The organism is Candidatus Fonsibacter ubiquis, assembly GCF_002688585.1.
In the GTDB taxonomy this organism is placed as follows: domain Bacteria; phylum Pseudomonadota; class Alphaproteobacteria; order Pelagibacterales; family Pelagibacteraceae; genus Fontibacterium; species Fontibacterium commune.
The window spans coordinates 106,943-122,794 of the sequence record NZ_CP024034.1 but is presented as its reverse complement, the minus strand read 5'-3'; the positions used below and the strand labels follow the sequence as shown (position 1 = coordinate 122,794).

Genomic DNA, 15,852 nt, shown 5'->3' with positions numbered 1-15,852 from the left:
TTAACTTTAAACTCTAAATTGTATTAAGAAGCTCTTTGATTGTGTTCTAAATATCTAATTTTGTCTGAATCAAACTTTTTATTTTTATCTTTTTTAGCCTTTTGCACATGGCCTAAAATATCAGCACCCTCATTAACACTTAAATTTTCTTCAAACCTTAAATCTCCACGTACCACCCCTTTTTCACCCACATGAATATTCAATGAACTCGTGTTGCCAAGCATGCAGCCTAAGATTTCAACTCGTTCAGCATTAACGTGTCCTGTTACTTTTCCAGTTTCTAATATTCTCAAAATTTTAGCTGAGATATTTCCTTTCACTTTTCCTGCAATCTCAATTTCACCTTTGCAATGAATTTCACCCTCAAAACTTGCGCCTTCCCCTAAGTGCGAAAAGCCATCAATACGATTATCGATCTTTTTATTTGAGGAAAAAAACATAATTATTCTTTATTTAAATTAGAAATTCTTTTTCTAGTTTGCGCAGTAATTTCTAATTGCGCACCTTCATCCACAGATAAATTTTTATGAGATAATTTACCTCGAACTTTTGCAAAACTTGTTAGATGAATTTTATCAGAATTTAAATCACCTACCACATTGCCATTTACTTCAATGTTCACACTTGCGTTTAAATTGCCATTGATAGTGCCTCGATCTTTAACAATAATCTCTTCTGCGGTGATGTTGCCAATAAAGGTTCCATCCAATGTAATGCTATCTTTTTGAGACAAAGTCCCTTTTAAAATCGTGTCGTTTAAAATAACCGATGGCATAATTTAAAAAGCTGATTTAATTACAAAAATTGTAACAACACAAGATCTGAATCAATCTTGATTTTATTGACTAAAGAGATGGTTGCTTAAAATTTATTTATTTTGAATTTAATTTAATCAGATACTGAGTTAAAAAAATAGAGCCTAAAATTATCACATAAACAATAATTAAAAATAAAGTTTCTAAAAATCCATAAGTGAAAAATGAATAAATAAGACAAGCTGTATTTATTCCTAAAATTAAAGCAGCAGATAAAAGATAAGGACTAGTCATATTAAAGTCCGTATTATCCGTCATCTTTTTATAAAAGATTGGTAGCAACGAAGTAAGTATTGCAAGAACTGTTGTGACAATCATTTCTAAATTCATAAGATTTTTATTATATAAAACTATATGATCATTTCAAATGAGCAAATCTGAAATAAGTTTTCTTAGTGGCTTAATTATTTTACTTATCCTTGCTATATTTTTACCCAGCATCCAACAAGATCAAAATTACCACAACTTTGCAGATCAGAGAGCATTGTTTGGAGTTAATAATGCCTTTGATACTTTATCTAATCTTGCATTTATTATCGTTGGCATTTTAGGCTTATTTAATTTTTATAATAATAAGTTTATTAAAATATCAAATTCATTTTCAGTTATCTTAAATCTATTCTTTATCTCAATTATTTTAACAGGATTAGGAAGTGGCTATTACCATCTAAGTCCAAATGATTTCACCCTTGTCTTTGACCGACTTGCCTTAACCTTAGTCTTCACTTTTATACTTGCAATGCTTGCAAGCATTAGAATATCTGAACGATCTGGATTTCACACTTTAGCTGAACTTATTATCCTAGCGCCTCTTACCGTTTTAATTTGGAATTATAACGGCAATCTTACTCCCTATGCTGTTTTTCAGTTTGGAGGAATTATACTCATTCTATTAACTTTGTTATTAACCAAAGCACAAAAGCAAAGTCCGTGTTTTGCTTCATTAATTATTCTTTATGGTTTTGCAAAGGTTACAGAATTTTATGATGTGGAAATTTTTAAGCTTTCACAAAATCTCATCTCAGGACACACCTTAAAACATCTTATTGGCGCAATTGCCGTTTTAATTTTTATCTCACCGTTAAAGGTTAAAAAAATTTAAGGTTTGATTAAACTTTCAAAATCTTTTTTAAAACCATTTAACTTTTGTGCAGCTTTTTTGCGTTGCTCTAAACTCATGTTGTTATGAAGTTCTGATAATTGCGAGCAGCCATCCTGTAACATTTTTTCACTGTAAGCTTCATATTTTTTATCAGGAGATTTTTGATTTCGGTCCCACACCGTCTTTAAAGTTGGATAAGGTTTAGCTCCCGATTGGACTAGTTTTACAGCACTCAAAGCATCAAGATGTCTTCGTTTTCTCTCTGGTAATACCTGCTCCACATTAAACAAGCTTTTTTCTAAGCGTTTTGCAAGAGCATCCTTTTGACTTTTACTAAGTGTTCCATAGAACATTTCAGCTCGATCTATTGAGCGCTCTAGTCTTTTTTTGTTAATAATCTCACCCTTTTCACCCTTTGAAAAATTTTCAACAAATTCTTTATCTCTTTCATCTTGATACTTATTCCAATTTTGAATTTGCACTGGGGTTAGGGTTTCAGCAATTGGAATGAGGGCTGGAATTAATTTTTCAACGGCCTCATTAGTAAATGTTCTAATCACCTCAACTTCTTTACAAAATTGAGCGGGGGTTAAATCTTGTAAAACTAATTTTTCCCACTCCTCTAATTTGACAACATAGCGAGGTAAATGATTGGCGCGATGCCATTCCAACCAAGAGTCAAGAACTGGTCGAACTTTTTGGCTTTGTTCGTCTGCTAAATCAAAAATAGAATTTAATTCAAGTAACGTCAAAAAAGGCAAACGATTATAACCCGCGGTTATAATGCTACAGCCACTTATGATTATAAAAATTAAAACGATAAAAATTTTTTTAAAAAATTGGCTAACGAACATAATTCAATACAAATCTGCTAATCATTTTTTTAAAAATCAATTGATAGAGTAATACTATATGCTGTTTTACCATAATCAAAACTTAAAACTAAATTTCATTAAAATATTAAAGTCTAAAATATTATTATTCTAAAGTTTTAAACTTTGATTTTTGAATAAACCAAACGGTGAGGATGGGAATGATTAAGGTTAATAAAGTCACTACAATGAGTAAAATACCAAGTTCAGAGTAATCTGCTTTTGATTGAATAACTCCACTTATTTTATCTTTTACCTCTCGAGTGATAGTAAAAATCTCATTTAGATATTTAGTTCCAAGTGAATTTGCAGATAAAGCAAGGTTGGTAAAGGATGCAAAGACTGCAAAGAAAGTTGCCTTTAAATGGCTTGGCGCATTTTTTGCAATCCAAGCTAACATTGGAATCATCGCAACCTGACCTAGGGGAGATTCAATTGCTGTATTAATGATTGCAATAAATCTTGCATCCACCACACCGCCTGTAACTGAAGCTGTCCAAAGGTGAAGACCATAATACATTCCAACACTTGGTAAAAATAATACCGATCCTAAAATGGATAAAATCACTACGATTTTTGCGATTGAATTGTTTGCCATAAAGGATCTTAGAAAAATAATTCCAAGTAAGGTTAAGACAGATGCAATTAAAGAAATTGCAGATAAAAATTGTTCATCAAATTTTAACACATCAATTTCAAACCAAGTCAGCCCAGGGCCAGGTCCAGGCATTGCACGAAAGATGAAAATAATAATGGCTGTGCCAACGATGGTGTAACTTAAATGTTTTGGCATCTCTTTCATAAGTTTGTTCATTAAAAAAATAACAATGGACATTGATCCGATGAAAACAATTTCTTGAGCAAAGGGAACCTTGAGTGAGCCAATGGTTAGTGTGAAAATAACAAATGCTAAAGAGCCTCCTAAAATCCACCAGTTTACCTTGGTTGGATTTAGATTTTCAGGAAGGGTTTTATTAAGTTGTTTGAATAAGGCTTGTTGTTTTTGTTTTAAATAAAAAGATAAAAATACACCAAGGACAGAAATAAAAGGGATAATTAGAGCGTATAAATAAACGGAGGCATACAAAGATACTTTTTCTTCCTGACTTAGACCTTGCGAATTACTAAAAATTATAATGTTAGCAAGGGCTACAAGAATGGTGCCAGAAATAATTGCAAATCTGCCAAGGGTTTGAATGGTTGTGTGCATGACTTTAATTTCATCCATTGAATAATTTTTTCCCTTTTCATTAAAATTTGGAACCGCCTCAACGGTCATTGCATCTGCAACAACATCTTGAATGACATAGCCGATGGGAGATAAAATCACGCTGATTACAAACCAAGTCTCAATTGAAAAATACCCTGCCATGAATTTGGTATGAGCAATCAGTCCGTACATAATTAAAATACTTAAACCAATTAAACCTGCACCCAAAAAAACTAAATAATTTTTCCTGCTCCAAATTAAATCTACCAAATGACCAAGGGGCATTTTTAAAACCCAAGGGATTCCTGCCCAAAATCCAAGACTTGCAAGAAAGGCTGCGGATAAATTTAAATAATCTTTAACAAAAAATGTTCCAACAATTCCAGTAAGCCCTGAAACGCCTGCGGCCACATAAATCATTAACGGGGGCAAATAACTAAGTCGAAACTGCCTGCCAAGATCAATGAAGGTTACTTTAAAAAAATTAATAATGCCGCCCATAGAAAAAGAGATTGTATAGAGGATTAAAAAATTTTACCAAAAATAATTTAATCAATGGGATGATTATAATAATGGCTAAAATATTGAGAAAGTAATTGATCAATTTTTACAGCATTTTTTATTGCAAAGGGTCTACGCGCATGTAAGCGATCATTCACCCATTGCTCTGACCAATCAGAGGTGAGTTGTACACAATCTTTTGCAAATCCTTGCAGTTTAAATTCTTCCTCCGTTTGTAAACAACCATTGATAAAAATATCTACATACGATTGCGCAATGGGGTGAGTTGCGGAGGGTTTTTTTAAGCGATCTGGAGTTGCAGCATAGATCCAAAAATTTGCATCTTTGCTATTAACTTTTCTTCCATAAAAATCTAAATTTTTTTCATCAACTTTTATTCTACAATAACTTCTCTCGCGCTGATCAGTTTTTAATAAATTTTCAATGTTCACGGAGTAAAAAATTGCATTAAGTTTTGCATCTTTTTTTTCAATCAAAGTTAAGAAAGTAGTCTTGTAATTTCCTCCATTTTGTCCCCATGTCCTTTGAAAACCCTTCACCAACACTGGTTCCACTCGATGAGCCTGTGGATTAGTGATCATTCTAGACTCTCTTTCCATTAATGAACCATAGCCAATAATATAATTTTTAGAATTTTTAGCAGGGGTTAAGTTACAATCCTTTAAAGATGCTTGTGCATGCGGGAGTAGTAAAAATAAAAAACTAAAAAATAAAATAAAGAAATTAGCGAAAGTATTTAATCGAAGCATAGATTGAATTGTTTATATATTTTTCAATATATATTTTCACTAATTTATTAGATACTTCTAAACGTTTAAGGGAGTCTTTAACCAGTAATTATCAATCTCATTCAATTTGAGAGGATCAAATTTTTTGATCACCTTCCAATATTTACCTGAAGGAACCATGTAAGCTAACTTTTTTTCAATTCGTAAGACTTTTTTAACTACCTGCAGATCTAATTGAAATTTACTTTTTTTCACAAAATTTAAAATATTTTGTTTTTTGTTAAATTTTTCAATTGCTAGTTTTGGAAATAATAATCTCGACTGATTTTGTTTAGATAAATTTACAATGGTACAGTGATTTAATTTAGCAACCGCTAAGAGACGAGCAGATTTTGCTTCTAAAGATTGTAATGTAATATCTTCTCGAAGTGGATCGGCTTTGCCATTACCATAAAAGTGACTTTGATTTTCAGAATAGATCATATCGCAACCAAGATAAGCAATCACATCAGGTTTTAATATCCCAAGCGCCCAATATCCTGCAGTAAAAGCCATAGTGCCTCCTGCATACACAAAGCCACCAAACTTATTTTGAATAGGAACATAATCTTTTGCGGTAATTATTTTCTTTTTCACATGAAAATTTTTAGGCTGGCGCTGAGTTGGAAAATCTTCAGGATAAATCGCATAATCCAAATCCTGTCTCAATTTCCAAGCATTATTAATTGCAACAGAGCTACTAAATAAAGAAAGATCTAATGAATTAATTCTGACCGCATCTGGAGCGCTGCCGACAATCAAAACCACATTCATTGTAATAAATTTTTAAGGGAAAATTTTAAATATTTATTATGAGTAACATAATAAACCTAAGCTGTACTGCTTTTAAAATCTATTACTTATGTTAGTTTTGCTGCGACTTAATGTGTGCTTATAAAATTTTAATTCCTATTATGTTAAAATGAATTTAAAAAAATTTTAAAATGCTGCCGATCATAAATCACCCAGATTATGTTGCTCAAATTGGCGATGATCATAAATTCCCAATTAAAAAGTTTGGTGAATTATTTAAACTTCTTAAAGAAGATGAAATTATCAAAGAGAATAATTTACATATTCCAGGTCCCGTATCCGATGCTGATTTAGCAAGGGTGCATACATTAGATTATATTAATAAGATTAAAAATTTGTCCTTAAGTAAAGATGAGGAGCGAAAATTAGGTTTTCCAATAGTTCCAAGTGTCAGACAACGATCATTTGTTGCAACGGGCGGAACGGTTTTAGCGGCACAGCTTGCACTAAAGCATAAACTTGCCTGTAATACTGCAGGTGGATCGCACCATGCCTTTGCAGATTCTGGCAATGGTTACTGTGTATTTAATGATGTGGCGGTTGCTGCTGAAAAACTTATTGCTGAAAATAATATTAAAAATATTCTCATCTATGATTTAGATGTTCACCAAGGCGATGGTACTGCAAAAATATTTCAGAATAATGAGAAAGTATTTACCGTAAGTATTCACTCAAAGAAAAATTATCCCTTAAATAAACAGGTGAGTAATTTAGATATCGAATTAGATGAGGGAATTAAGGATGATGAATATTTAGAAGTTGTTAATCAAAGTTTACAAAAAATTAACTCTTCATCATTTGATTTTGTCTTTTATGTAGCAGGTGTTGATATTCACGAAGATGATCGAATTGGAAAATTTAAAGTCAGTGCTGAGGGAATTAAAAAAAGAGATGAATTAGTGATTAAACATTTTTTTGATAAAAAAATTCCTTTATGTGGAGTTTTAGGAGGTGGATATAATAGAGATTTTAACCAACTAGTTTATCTTCATTCCATTCTGCATAGAACCTGTCACTCTTTATTAACTTATGAATCTTAGAGAACAAGGAATAGCAAAGCTTAAAGAATTTTCTGAAAATCATTTAAGCAATTATGCAAAAAGTAGAAACTTTGATTATGGTCCAAGTAAACGGGACAATGTCAGTAATCTTTCAAAATATATAACTCATAGAATTATTGATGAACAAGAAGTAATTCAAACAGCTCATTCAAAATTTGCTTACATTAAAATTGAAAAATTTATTCAAGAAGTGTTCTGGCGAACTTATTGGAAGGGTTGGTTGGAAATGCGCCCAAGGGTTTGGACAACTTACATTGAAGATTTAAAACAATTAGAAAAACAAAAGGACAGTGTTGAATATCAACAGGCAATCAGTGGAAAAACATCCATTGAGTGTTTTAATGACTGGGCGAATGAACTTATAAAATACAATTATCTGCATAATCATGCACGAATGTGGTTTGCAAGTATTTGGATCTTTACTTTAAAACTCCCTTGGCAATTAGGAGCAGATTTTTTTTTAAAACATTTACTTGATGGAGATGCTGCATCAAATACTTTAAGCTGGCGCTGGGTTGCGGGATTGCAAACAAAGGGTAAAAACTATTTAGCAACAAAATTTAATATCAATACATTTTCTGCAAAAAAATATGAGGTTCTTAAATTAAACGATCAAGCAAGTCCTCTATTTGAGACAACGAGTTTTGAAATTCAACCATTACATTTTGATAAAGTTGAAAATGAGAACTCATTATTTCTCCTTCACAATCTAGACTCAAACTTTTTACAGAAATTTCAAAACAAATATAATCATTTTGCCTTGTTAGATTTTAACTCCATATTAGAGAGTAAAAATTATAGTAAACAAGTTTTAGATTTTAAATCTTCCATTAATGAAGAGTTAATTGACCAACTTAAAAGTAATTTTAACTCTGATTTAGTTGTGAAAAATAAAGAGGATCTTTTAAAAATAGTAAAAGATAAAAATATTAAAAATATCATCACTCCCTATATTAATTGCGGTTATGAAAATGACTTTATGAATGAAATTAAGAAAAAAATTAAAATAACCTATTTAGCAAGGGATTATGACCAGTTTTGCTACCCCTTTGCGACAAAAGGTTTTTTTGGCTTTAAAGAACAGATTCCTAAAATTTTAAGTAAAATTTTGTAAATAAAATTGAAAGTTTATTTTTTTTAATTTTACTATACAATCAAAGGATAAATTTATGTTTACATTACCAAGTCTTAATTACGCAAAAAATGCACTAGATCCTGCAATGAGTGTGGAGACCTTAGATTTACACCATAGCAAGCATCACCAAACGTATGTCACTAATTTAAATAATTTAATTAAAGGGACCACCCTTGAAAATGAAAGTCTTGAAAATATTATAAAAAAAACTGCAAATGATCCAAGCAAAGCTGGAATCTTTAATAATGCCGGACAACATTACAATCACATTTTATTCTGGCAATGTATGCGTCCAAGCGGTGGTGGCAAGATGCCAGGAAAATTAGAGAAAAAAATTATTGAAACTTTTGGTACTGTTGAAAAATTTAAAGAAGACTTTATTCAAGCAGGCGTTACTCAATTTGGCTCTGGTTGGGCTTGGCTTTCTTTAAAAGGTGATCAGTTAGTTATTAGTAAAACTGCAAATGGTTCAAATCCGTTGGTTGATAATTTAAAACCAATTTTTGGCTGCGATGTTTGGGAACATGCATATTATGTAGATTATAGAAATCGAAGACCCGATTATCTTAAAGCCTTTGTTGAAAAATTAGCAAACTGGGAATTTGTAGAGTCTCAATTAAGTTAGATTATTTCTTTAATACCGAAAGTGCACCTGCTCCATTGGAGAGAATATAAATTTTTCCATCCTCTGCAATTTTTAAATCCCGAATTCGATCTAATTTTCCCTTTAAAATTATAACTTCTTTTCCAACTTCATTCTCATTTATAAATTCAAGTTTTCGAATACTTTCATCTTTTAAAGAGGTCATTAAAATATGACCATTCCACTCTTTAAATTCATCACCCTTATAAATTTGTACCGCACTTACTGCGATAGATGGACTCCAAGTATATAATGGTTTGGTAAAACGAGAATCCCATTGATCGGTCTCGCCACATTTTGTTCCTGAATAATTAACCCCGCCCCAACACCAAATTTGCCAACCATAATTTTCACCAAATTTAACCTCACCAAAAAAATCACCACCCTTTGCACCATGATTTGAAATATAAATTTTTCCATTAAAGGGTGACAAGGTCATGCCTTGTGGATTTCTAATTCCGATTTGATAAATCTCTGCTAGCCAATCATTTTTACCCTTAAACTTTGGATTATCCTTTGGGGAAGATCCATCAAGATTAATTCTAATCATTTTACCAACATGGGTCTTTGGATCTTGAGCAATATTTCCATTTCCACGCTCGCCTGCACTTGCATAAATCATATTATCTTTAATGACTAATCGACAGCCAAAATGATAACCGCTATTGATAGGTGGATTTGCTTGAAAAATATTTTTAAAATTTAAATTATCCTTTACAAAACTTGCCTTTGCAATACTGGTACTTGTTTTACCCCCTCTTCGATCTTCCGTGTAACAAATAAAAATATCATTGTTGTGTTTAATAATATCAAGCAGTCCACCTTGACCATCCACTTTATAGTTTAAATTATGTTTAATTTTTCTAACTTCTTTGCTTTTAATATTTGCAAATACAATTTCACCATCTTTTTCAGTAATTAAAACCTCATCTTTATTAATAAAGGTTAAACTCCAAGGATCTTTAAGATCTAAAATTTTCTCAATTTTAAAATTTTGCGCATATGCTGACTGCGTTAAAATAAAAAAAACAGATAATATGTTTAAAAATTTTTTCACTTTTTTCTCCTGTGTACAATATAAACTAACGGCATGCCTACAAAGAAGGTATAAAGAGCGCCCTTAAAACCACTGCCAAAAAATATTTCTAAAATATTCTTTAATGGATTTTTTATTGTGAAAGTTAAAAAAGCCTCAGATTGAGTTAATTGTGCACTTAACAGCCAATCAATAATTAAAATTGGAAAACCAATAAATAAAAAAATAACAACCACACCAGAGATAATACAAGCGGTGAGATAAAATAAACTATCGATTAAAGCTTGTTTCACTCCGTTTAGATTCCGCCAAAAAAATGCAAATAAGTAATTAAGGCTACAAAAAAACTAACCACGAGCCACATTTTTTCAAGACCAATGGCCATGAGAAAGCCTATGGAAAATACTAATAAGATGATTACTACAAGTGGTGTCATTTTAATTTTTTATTATTTACTATCATCTATTCATTTTTGAAAGTGATAAAATAATGATACTATTTAAATACAATGGTTGCCTTTTTTAGAAAATTACAACTCGTCTTTGCATCGGTAATTCTAGTTGCAACTTCCATCGCTTTTATTCTTGAAATTGCCCATATGGTTGAAATTCGAGATGTAAATTTACCAGATTTATTATTATTATTTATTTATTTAGAAGTAATTGGAATGGTCACTAGTTATTGGCGAACACAAACTATTCGTCTGACCTATCCATTATTTATTGCAATCACCGCTCTATCGCGATTAATTATTTTACAAAAAAAAGATATTGATCCATCCACGCTTGTTTATGAAGCGGGCGCAATCTTACTTCTTGCTATTGCCATTGTAATTTTAAAATTTAGAAGATCTAAATTTCTTGGCACCAAATTAGATCAAGACGAACTTTAATCTTAAAAATTAAACCTTAGGTAGAGGCTAATTTTAGCCCCTACCCATCTATAGATTTAATTTATTTCTATTGTTCTTGGTTTTTTAGACTCAGGAATAATTCTCTCTAAAGAGATCTTCAATAAACCATCTTTTAGTTCAGCACCTTTGATTTCTGTGTCATCGGATACTGTAAAAGTTTTGCTGAAGTATCTTTTAGAAATTCCTCGATGGATTATTTCATTTTTTCCATCTTTTTCTTCAGTCTTGTTTTGCTTTACTGATTTGATCTTTAAAAGACCATCTGCATACTCAATGCTGATGTCTTTTTTTGAAAAACCAGCTAGAGCTAATTCAATATCGTAGGTGAAGTCACCTGTTTTAACGATATTGTAATAAGGATAGTTATCCAATGATTCAAAGCCATCATTTTCAAACATCTTCTCAAAACTATCGAACATATTCTCAAATCCAACTGAAACGGGTTTCAGCTGATTAAAGATAGATAGGTTTCCATTTAGTTTACTCATTTTATTTTCTCCTTTGTTAAGCGAGTGTTAGGTAAGTCCCATAAGGCAACTTACGAAATACATTTAGGAATAGCTTTTGAATTTTAAATGGTTGAAAAAATTTATTTTTTAACCCCTTGAAAATTTATTATGGATTACCATATCCAAACTTTAAATATCTTGTAATTAATAATCATGAAAATTTATCATATCGATTCTAGCGCAAGAAAAGCTGAATCTGTTTCAAAATCCCTTGCAAAACTATTAGTTGAAAAGATAAAAAAACCTGAAGACACTGTAACTTATCGAGATGTGTCTTCCGGACTTCCCTTTGTGTCAGGGATTAAGGGAGCTGGATTTATTATTCCAGAAAATGAACGAACAGAAGCTGATAAAAAATTATTTAAGATATCCGATGAATTAGTAAAAGAATTTAAAAGTTGTGACACTCTTGTTATTTCAGCGCCCATTTATAACTTTGGCGTACCTGCTTGTCTTAAGGCTTGGTTTGATTTAATCGCTCGAAATGGCGAGACCTTTCAATATACCGATCAAGGTCCTGTTGGTACAGTTACCAATATTAAAAAAGCATATTTGCTTATTGTTTCTGGCGGTGTGCCGGTTGATAGTAATATGGATTTTTGCACCCCGTGGTTAAAACAAGGACTTGGTTTCTTAGGAGTTAAAAATTTTGAAGTGATTGCAGCAGATGGTTTAAGCCGAGATCCACAAAAAGTTGAAAAGGTTAAAGAAAAAATTAATTCTCTTTAAAAATTTAAAATATTTTTTAATTAAGCTTTTTTAATAAATTTAAATAAATAATAAAAAATCACACCCACAAACACTGAAAAGATCAAATTAGTGAAAATAGTTAAGAACATCACAATAAATTTAGTATAAATTTCAACCTGATTTTTTCCCTTAAGATCTTTTAAAAATTCCCAATCGACAATATCAATTCCGGTCTTAATTAAAATTGCTGCCAAAATAGTCAGTGGAATAACTTTAACCAATGGAGCAAAAATAAATATTATGAGAATGAGTGTAATAGAGTGAATAATTCCAGACATAGGCGTTTTGCCGCCAGTTTTAAGATTAACCACTGTTCGCATTGCAGCTCCTGTTGCAGCTAATGCACTAAATAAACCTGCAACAAAATTTCCAATACCCTGACCAATAATTTCTTTATTAGGAAGATGCTTTGTAAGGGCAATTCGATCATGAACAACTGCTGTAAGTAAACTGTCTATAACCCCAACTAATGCAAGGGCAATGGAGTAAAAAATAACGGTTGGAAACTGTGCTGGGGTTGGCAAAGACAAATTAAATGATGGAAAACCATTTGGAATTTCTCCTATTAAATCTTGTTTAGAGAAAAAAAGATAAGACAAAATAGATCCTATAACTAGGGCAATGATTGATGAGGGTATGATTTTATTAATTTTTTTTGAGACAAAAAAAAGAATAAGCAGTCCAATGGATCCTATTAGCAGTGCTTGACCATTTACATCTGCAATATTTTCTAAATTTGCAAGTGCACTAATAACCTGTGGTTTTGCACCAAGACCAAATAAAATTGTAAGCTGAAGTGAAATAATGATTAATCCAACCCCCGACATAAAGCCTGAGCAAACACAGTAGGGAATTTTATTAATTAAATTTCCAAGTCTAAATACTCCAATTAATATTTGAATAATTCCAGAAAAAGTTACGCAAAAAAAAACAATTTCAGGCTGATCTTTAAATTCTAAAAAAGCAGCTGCAATGATTACAACCATAGGGCCTGTTGGTCCTGAAATCTGGCCTGGGGTTCCACCAAATAATGCAGCTAAAAATCCAACAATGATTGAACTATAAATTCCAGCAAGGGGCCCAAGTCCAGAAACTGCTCCCCAAGCAAGACCCAACGGCAAAGCGATGATGCCTGCGGTAACACCACCATAAATATCTCCCTTGATGAATTTGTGATCAAAGCCGTGAAATATTTTAAATGAATTAGCCATTTTAATTTTTTAATAACACACCTTGTTTACTATTAATTTGATTTAATAAAAGATTTTTATTTAGGATTTAAATTTATTATTTATTTAATAAATTTATAAATAAAGGCGAAAGAGCAATTAATACTAAAATGATAACAACCGTCTTTGGTCGTTTCATCAAATAATCGATGGCTTTAAATAAATCTTTCTTAATCATAAGTTTAACTATTCCACGGATGATCGGAATTCGATTAAAATTTATATTTGTTAATTGCCTTTTTAACAATATCTGCTTTTAATTTTCCTTGTTCAGCCATTACACTAGATTAACTAGTGGATAAAAAAATGGAATATATATTTATCAGCTAAATAAAAAGCAAAACCTGCTGCCGCACCATATAAAATATATAAATACCATTCATTTTTCATATCCTAGGTATACGCTTATTTAAATTTTCATCAATAAGCGATGGAAAAAATTTTTGTACAAATAAAAAAATTCTTTCTATAGTTTTTGGATAAATTCGATAAATGCCCTTATCAATAGAATAAAGTATATGTTCAGCCACAGCTCTAGGTTCATCAATATTCATTTTGAAATATTTTCCAATATTCATAGTCTTTTCAAGTCCAGGTGTCTTTGTTGCTCTTGGTGCAACATAAAATATTTTAATTCCTGTATGAAGATATTCTCTACGCAATGAGTCAGTAAAGCCTTTGATTGCAAATTTAGAGGAAGAATAAATGCTAAACAAAGGATGGGCAATATCCCCAAACAAAGATCCAATATTTACAATCATGCCTTTACTTTCAATTATTTTTTCAAGAAATGCTCGGGTTAGATAAAAAACAGATAGCACATTAGTTTTAAATAAATGATTAATTTCATCTTGTTCAGTATCTAAAAATTTTTTGGCAATTGAAATTCCTGCATTATTGAAAAGTGCATCAATATGATTAAATTTAATTAATATTTTTTTCACTATCATATCCAAGGCTGAGATATCCGAAAGATCAGCTACAAAAGTATGAATATGATCTGAATTAATTCTTTTTAAATCAGCTAGTTTCTTTTCATCCCTTCCTATTGCTAAAATATTATTGTGTTGTGCTAAAATTTGTACAAGTTCTAAACCTATTCCTGAGGTTGCCCCGGTAATAATAATATTTTTACCTTGGATCATTTAAGCTTTTCTTGAGCTTTTAAAATCAATTTTTCAATATCAGCCCTTCTTCCTTTATCCGCTAACTCTCTCCCAACTCTTGGCTTTGCATTACTTGCAATGATTAGACGATCTAAGGCTTCCTTATATAATTTTTCTTCAAACAAATATGATGCATAAAAATAATTACTATCAATTCCGTTTGGATTAAGTTGAATAGATTTTGTAAGAAAAGTTTTAGCAAGATCTTTGTCACCAAAACCTATTGGAAATGGTGGTACTTGATAATACAAAGTTCCAAGGGTTGTATAAATTGATCCATCAAGAACTTTGTCATTTATTTCTAAACCTGTATGCAAAAGTTCTTTAGCCTTTCTTGCCTTCGCTAGTGCCTTAACCACATTAATTTTATAAAAACCTGCCTCAGTGCTTAAGATAATTCCAGCCCACGCATAAAGTTCTGCTGATTTCTTATTTTCCTCTGTCCATTGAACAGCTTTTTCAGCTAATTTTTCCATCTGTTCTTCTTTTTCATCTATAGATTTTGATGAATACATAATCCGGTCCCACTCACTTTGTAAAATTTGAAAGTTTTTTTCTTGAGCGGAAACTGGCAGCTTAAATAAAAATAAAATTGAGATTAAATAGATTATAAATTTTTTCATTAAGCTGCCTCTTTTAACTGATGATATTTATTGTAAATTTCATCAAACATATTGCCCCATAAATAATAAATCATTTTAGCTGTGTCGATAATCTGATCCTGAATTGTTTTATCTTGAATTTTATTCACTAAATTTTTATAAAAATCTAAGTGGCTAATATCTAATTTGCCGTGAGACAAAAGATATGAGAAACCTTTTTTAGTATTTATATTTAATGATTTTGCAATGGCCTCCGCACTTTCAGTTGCAATATTTACAGATGTTCCTTCAAGCACAAAGACCATTCCTAACAATGATTGTGGGGATACAGTATCAATAGTGTTGTACATGTAAGAAATCATAGAACGAACTGGATAATCTCCATTTCCTTGTCTAACCTTTTCTTTATCACCTCCCATAAAAGCAATATCATTTAAAATCCACTCTTCGTGTCCCGTTTCCTCCTCCACATACTCCTCAAAGACATGAACAATTGGATTATGTTTCTCATTTATTTTAGCAATAGCGTGCTTTAATAAGGGACAAGTATATCGAACGTGATGGTAGGCCTGCTCTAAATATTGAACATAAAGTTTCTTTGAAGCCCCCTCTTTTAAAACAGTGCTCACAATCTTTCTGTTAAAAAACCTTTTTCTATCAGCATCGGTTTCTTTGGTTAATCGATCAAAAAAAGTCATAGCGTTCCT

20 protein-coding genes are annotated in these 15,852 nt (G+C 31.3%); 6 read left to right on the top strand and 14 right to left on the bottom strand.

Annotated features, from left to right (window positions below; all coding sequences use genetic code 11):
• Positions 1 to 23: 23 nt before the first annotated feature.
• The 3 genes from CR143_RS00675 to CR143_RS00665 all read right to left on the bottom strand — a co-directional run bounded on the left by CR143_RS00675 (position 24) and on the right by CR143_RS00665 (position 1,145).
• Positions 24 to 440: a bactofilin family protein gene (locus tag CR143_RS00675; protein ID WP_099339934.1), complete on the bottom strand. Its 417-nt coding sequence runs from the start codon at positions 438 to 440 to the stop codon at positions 24 to 26.
• A 2-nt stretch (positions 441 to 442) separates the two neighbouring features.
• Positions 443 to 775 (bottom strand): bactofilin family protein, encoded by a 333-nt coding sequence (locus CR143_RS00670; protein WP_099339933.1) that lies wholly within the window; start codon positions 773 to 775, stop codon positions 443 to 445.
• Positions 776 to 872: 97 nt separating this feature from the next.
• Positions 873 to 1,145, bottom strand: coding sequence for a hypothetical protein (locus tag CR143_RS00665; RefSeq protein WP_099339932.1), 273 nt, complete (start codon positions 1,143 to 1,145; stop codon positions 873 to 875).
• 37 nt (positions 1,146 to 1,182) lie between these two features.
• Here CR143_RS00665 and CR143_RS00660 point away from each other — a divergent pair, with 37 nt between their 5' ends.
• Positions 1,183 to 1,917: a ceramidase domain-containing protein gene (locus tag CR143_RS00660; protein WP_099339931.1), complete on the top strand. Its 735-nt coding sequence runs from the start codon at positions 1,183 to 1,185 to the stop codon at positions 1,915 to 1,917.
• On the opposite strand, the gene CR143_RS00655 is transcribed toward CR143_RS00660, so the two are convergent.
• The 4 genes from CR143_RS00655 to CR143_RS00640 all read right to left on the bottom strand — a co-directional run bounded on the left by CR143_RS00655 (position 1,914) and on the right by CR143_RS00640 (position 6,062).
• Positions 1,914 to 2,771 carry a DUF6279 family lipoprotein gene (locus CR143_RS00655; RefSeq protein WP_099339930.1) on the bottom strand — a complete coding sequence of 286 codons (858 nt, stop codon included), beginning with the start codon at positions 2,769 to 2,771 and terminating at the stop codon, positions 1,914 to 1,916. The two genes, CR143_RS00660 and CR143_RS00655, sit on opposite strands and share 4 nt — an antisense overlap.
• 124 nt (positions 2,772 to 2,895) lie before the next feature.
• Positions 2,896 to 4,500, bottom strand: coding sequence for an MFS transporter (locus CR143_RS00650; protein ID WP_099339929.1), 1,605 nt, complete (start codon positions 4,498 to 4,500; stop codon positions 2,896 to 2,898).
• Positions 4,501 to 4,547: 47 nt separating this feature from the next.
• On the bottom strand, positions 4,548 to 5,270 hold the full coding sequence (locus CR143_RS00645) for a gamma-glutamylcyclotransferase family protein (RefSeq protein ID WP_239923099.1): 723 nt from the start codon (positions 5,268 to 5,270) through the stop codon (positions 4,548 to 4,550).
• A gap of 57 nt (positions 5,271 to 5,327) precedes the next feature.
• Positions 5,328 to 6,062 carry a hypothetical protein gene (locus CR143_RS00640; protein ID WP_099339928.1) on the bottom strand — a complete coding sequence of 245 codons (735 nt, stop codon included), beginning with the start codon at positions 6,060 to 6,062 and terminating at the stop codon, positions 5,328 to 5,330.
• Positions 6,063 to 6,232: 170 nt separating this feature from the next.
• Between CR143_RS00640 and CR143_RS00635 the strand changes: the two genes are divergently transcribed.
• The 3 genes from CR143_RS00635 to CR143_RS00625 are packed head-to-tail and all read left to right on the top strand — an operon-like array spanning position 6,233 to position 8,922.
• Positions 6,233 to 7,141, top strand: a complete 909-nt coding sequence (locus tag CR143_RS00635) for a histone deacetylase family protein (RefSeq protein WP_099339927.1) — start codon at positions 6,233 to 6,235, stop codon at positions 7,139 to 7,141.
• Complete coding sequence (locus tag CR143_RS00630) at positions 7,131 to 8,276, top strand: FAD-binding domain-containing protein (RefSeq protein ID WP_099339926.1); 1,146 nt, start codon at positions 7,131 to 7,133, stop codon at positions 8,274 to 8,276. The genes CR143_RS00635 and CR143_RS00630 overlap by 11 nt, the downstream gene beginning before the upstream one ends.
• Before the next feature lie 55 nt (positions 8,277 to 8,331).
• A complete protein-coding gene (locus CR143_RS00625; RefSeq protein WP_099339925.1) occupies positions 8,332 to 8,922 on the top strand; it encodes a superoxide dismutase in 591 nt (196 codons plus the stop codon).
• A 1-nt stretch (position 8,923) separates the two neighbouring features.
• On the opposite strand, the gene CR143_RS00620 is transcribed toward CR143_RS00625, so the two are convergent.
• A complete protein-coding gene (locus tag CR143_RS00620; protein ID WP_099339924.1) occupies positions 8,924 to 9,997 on the bottom strand; it encodes a PQQ-dependent sugar dehydrogenase in 1,074 nt (357 codons plus the stop codon).
• Positions 9,994 to 10,269, bottom strand: a complete 276-nt coding sequence (locus tag CR143_RS00615) for a hypothetical protein (protein WP_099339923.1) — start codon at positions 10,267 to 10,269, stop codon at positions 9,994 to 9,996. Before CR143_RS00615 ends, CR143_RS00620 begins: the two co-directional genes overlap by 4 nt.
• Positions 10,270 to 10,484: 215 nt before the next feature.
• On the opposite strand from CR143_RS00615, the gene CR143_RS00610 reads away from it, so the two are divergent.
• Positions 10,485 to 10,868, top strand: a complete 384-nt coding sequence (locus CR143_RS00610; protein ID WP_099339922.1) for a phosphate-starvation-inducible protein PsiE — start codon at positions 10,485 to 10,487, stop codon at positions 10,866 to 10,868.
• Between the two features lie 56 nt (positions 10,869 to 10,924).
• Here CR143_RS00610 and CR143_RS00605 read toward each other — a convergent pair whose 3' ends face one another.
• Positions 10,925 to 11,377 (bottom strand): Hsp20 family protein, encoded by a 453-nt coding sequence (locus CR143_RS00605; RefSeq protein ID WP_099339921.1) that lies wholly within the window; start codon positions 11,375 to 11,377, stop codon positions 10,925 to 10,927.
• A 174-nt stretch (positions 11,378 to 11,551) separates the two neighbouring features.
• Here CR143_RS00605 and CR143_RS00600 point away from each other — a divergent pair, with 174 nt between their 5' ends.
• On the top strand, positions 11,552 to 12,127 hold the full coding sequence (locus CR143_RS00600) for an FMN-dependent NADH-azoreductase (protein ID WP_099339920.1): 576 nt from the start codon (positions 11,552 to 11,554) through the stop codon (positions 12,125 to 12,127).
• Positions 12,128 to 12,147: 20 nt separating this feature from the next.
• Here CR143_RS00600 and CR143_RS00595 read toward each other — a convergent pair whose 3' ends face one another.
• From CR143_RS00595 to CR143_RS00580, 4 genes are all read right to left on the bottom strand, one after another.
• Positions 12,148 to 13,359, bottom strand: coding sequence for a SulP family inorganic anion transporter (locus CR143_RS00595; protein ID WP_099339919.1), 1,212 nt, complete (start codon positions 13,357 to 13,359; stop codon positions 12,148 to 12,150).
• Positions 13,360 to 13,763: 404 nt separating this feature from the next.
• On the bottom strand, positions 13,764 to 14,522 hold the full coding sequence (locus CR143_RS00590) for an SDR family NAD(P)-dependent oxidoreductase (RefSeq protein WP_099339918.1): 759 nt from the start codon (positions 14,520 to 14,522) through the stop codon (positions 13,764 to 13,766).
• Positions 14,519 to 15,166, bottom strand: coding sequence for a tetratricopeptide repeat protein (locus CR143_RS00585; RefSeq protein WP_099339917.1), 648 nt, complete (start codon positions 15,164 to 15,166; stop codon positions 14,519 to 14,521). Before CR143_RS00585 ends, CR143_RS00590 begins: the two co-directional genes overlap by 4 nt.
• Positions 15,166 to 15,843, bottom strand: coding sequence for an iron-containing redox enzyme family protein (locus tag CR143_RS00580; RefSeq protein ID WP_099339916.1), 678 nt, complete (start codon positions 15,841 to 15,843; stop codon positions 15,166 to 15,168). Before CR143_RS00580 ends, CR143_RS00585 begins: the two co-directional genes overlap by 1 nt.
• Positions 15,844 to 15,852 lie beyond the last annotated feature (9 nt).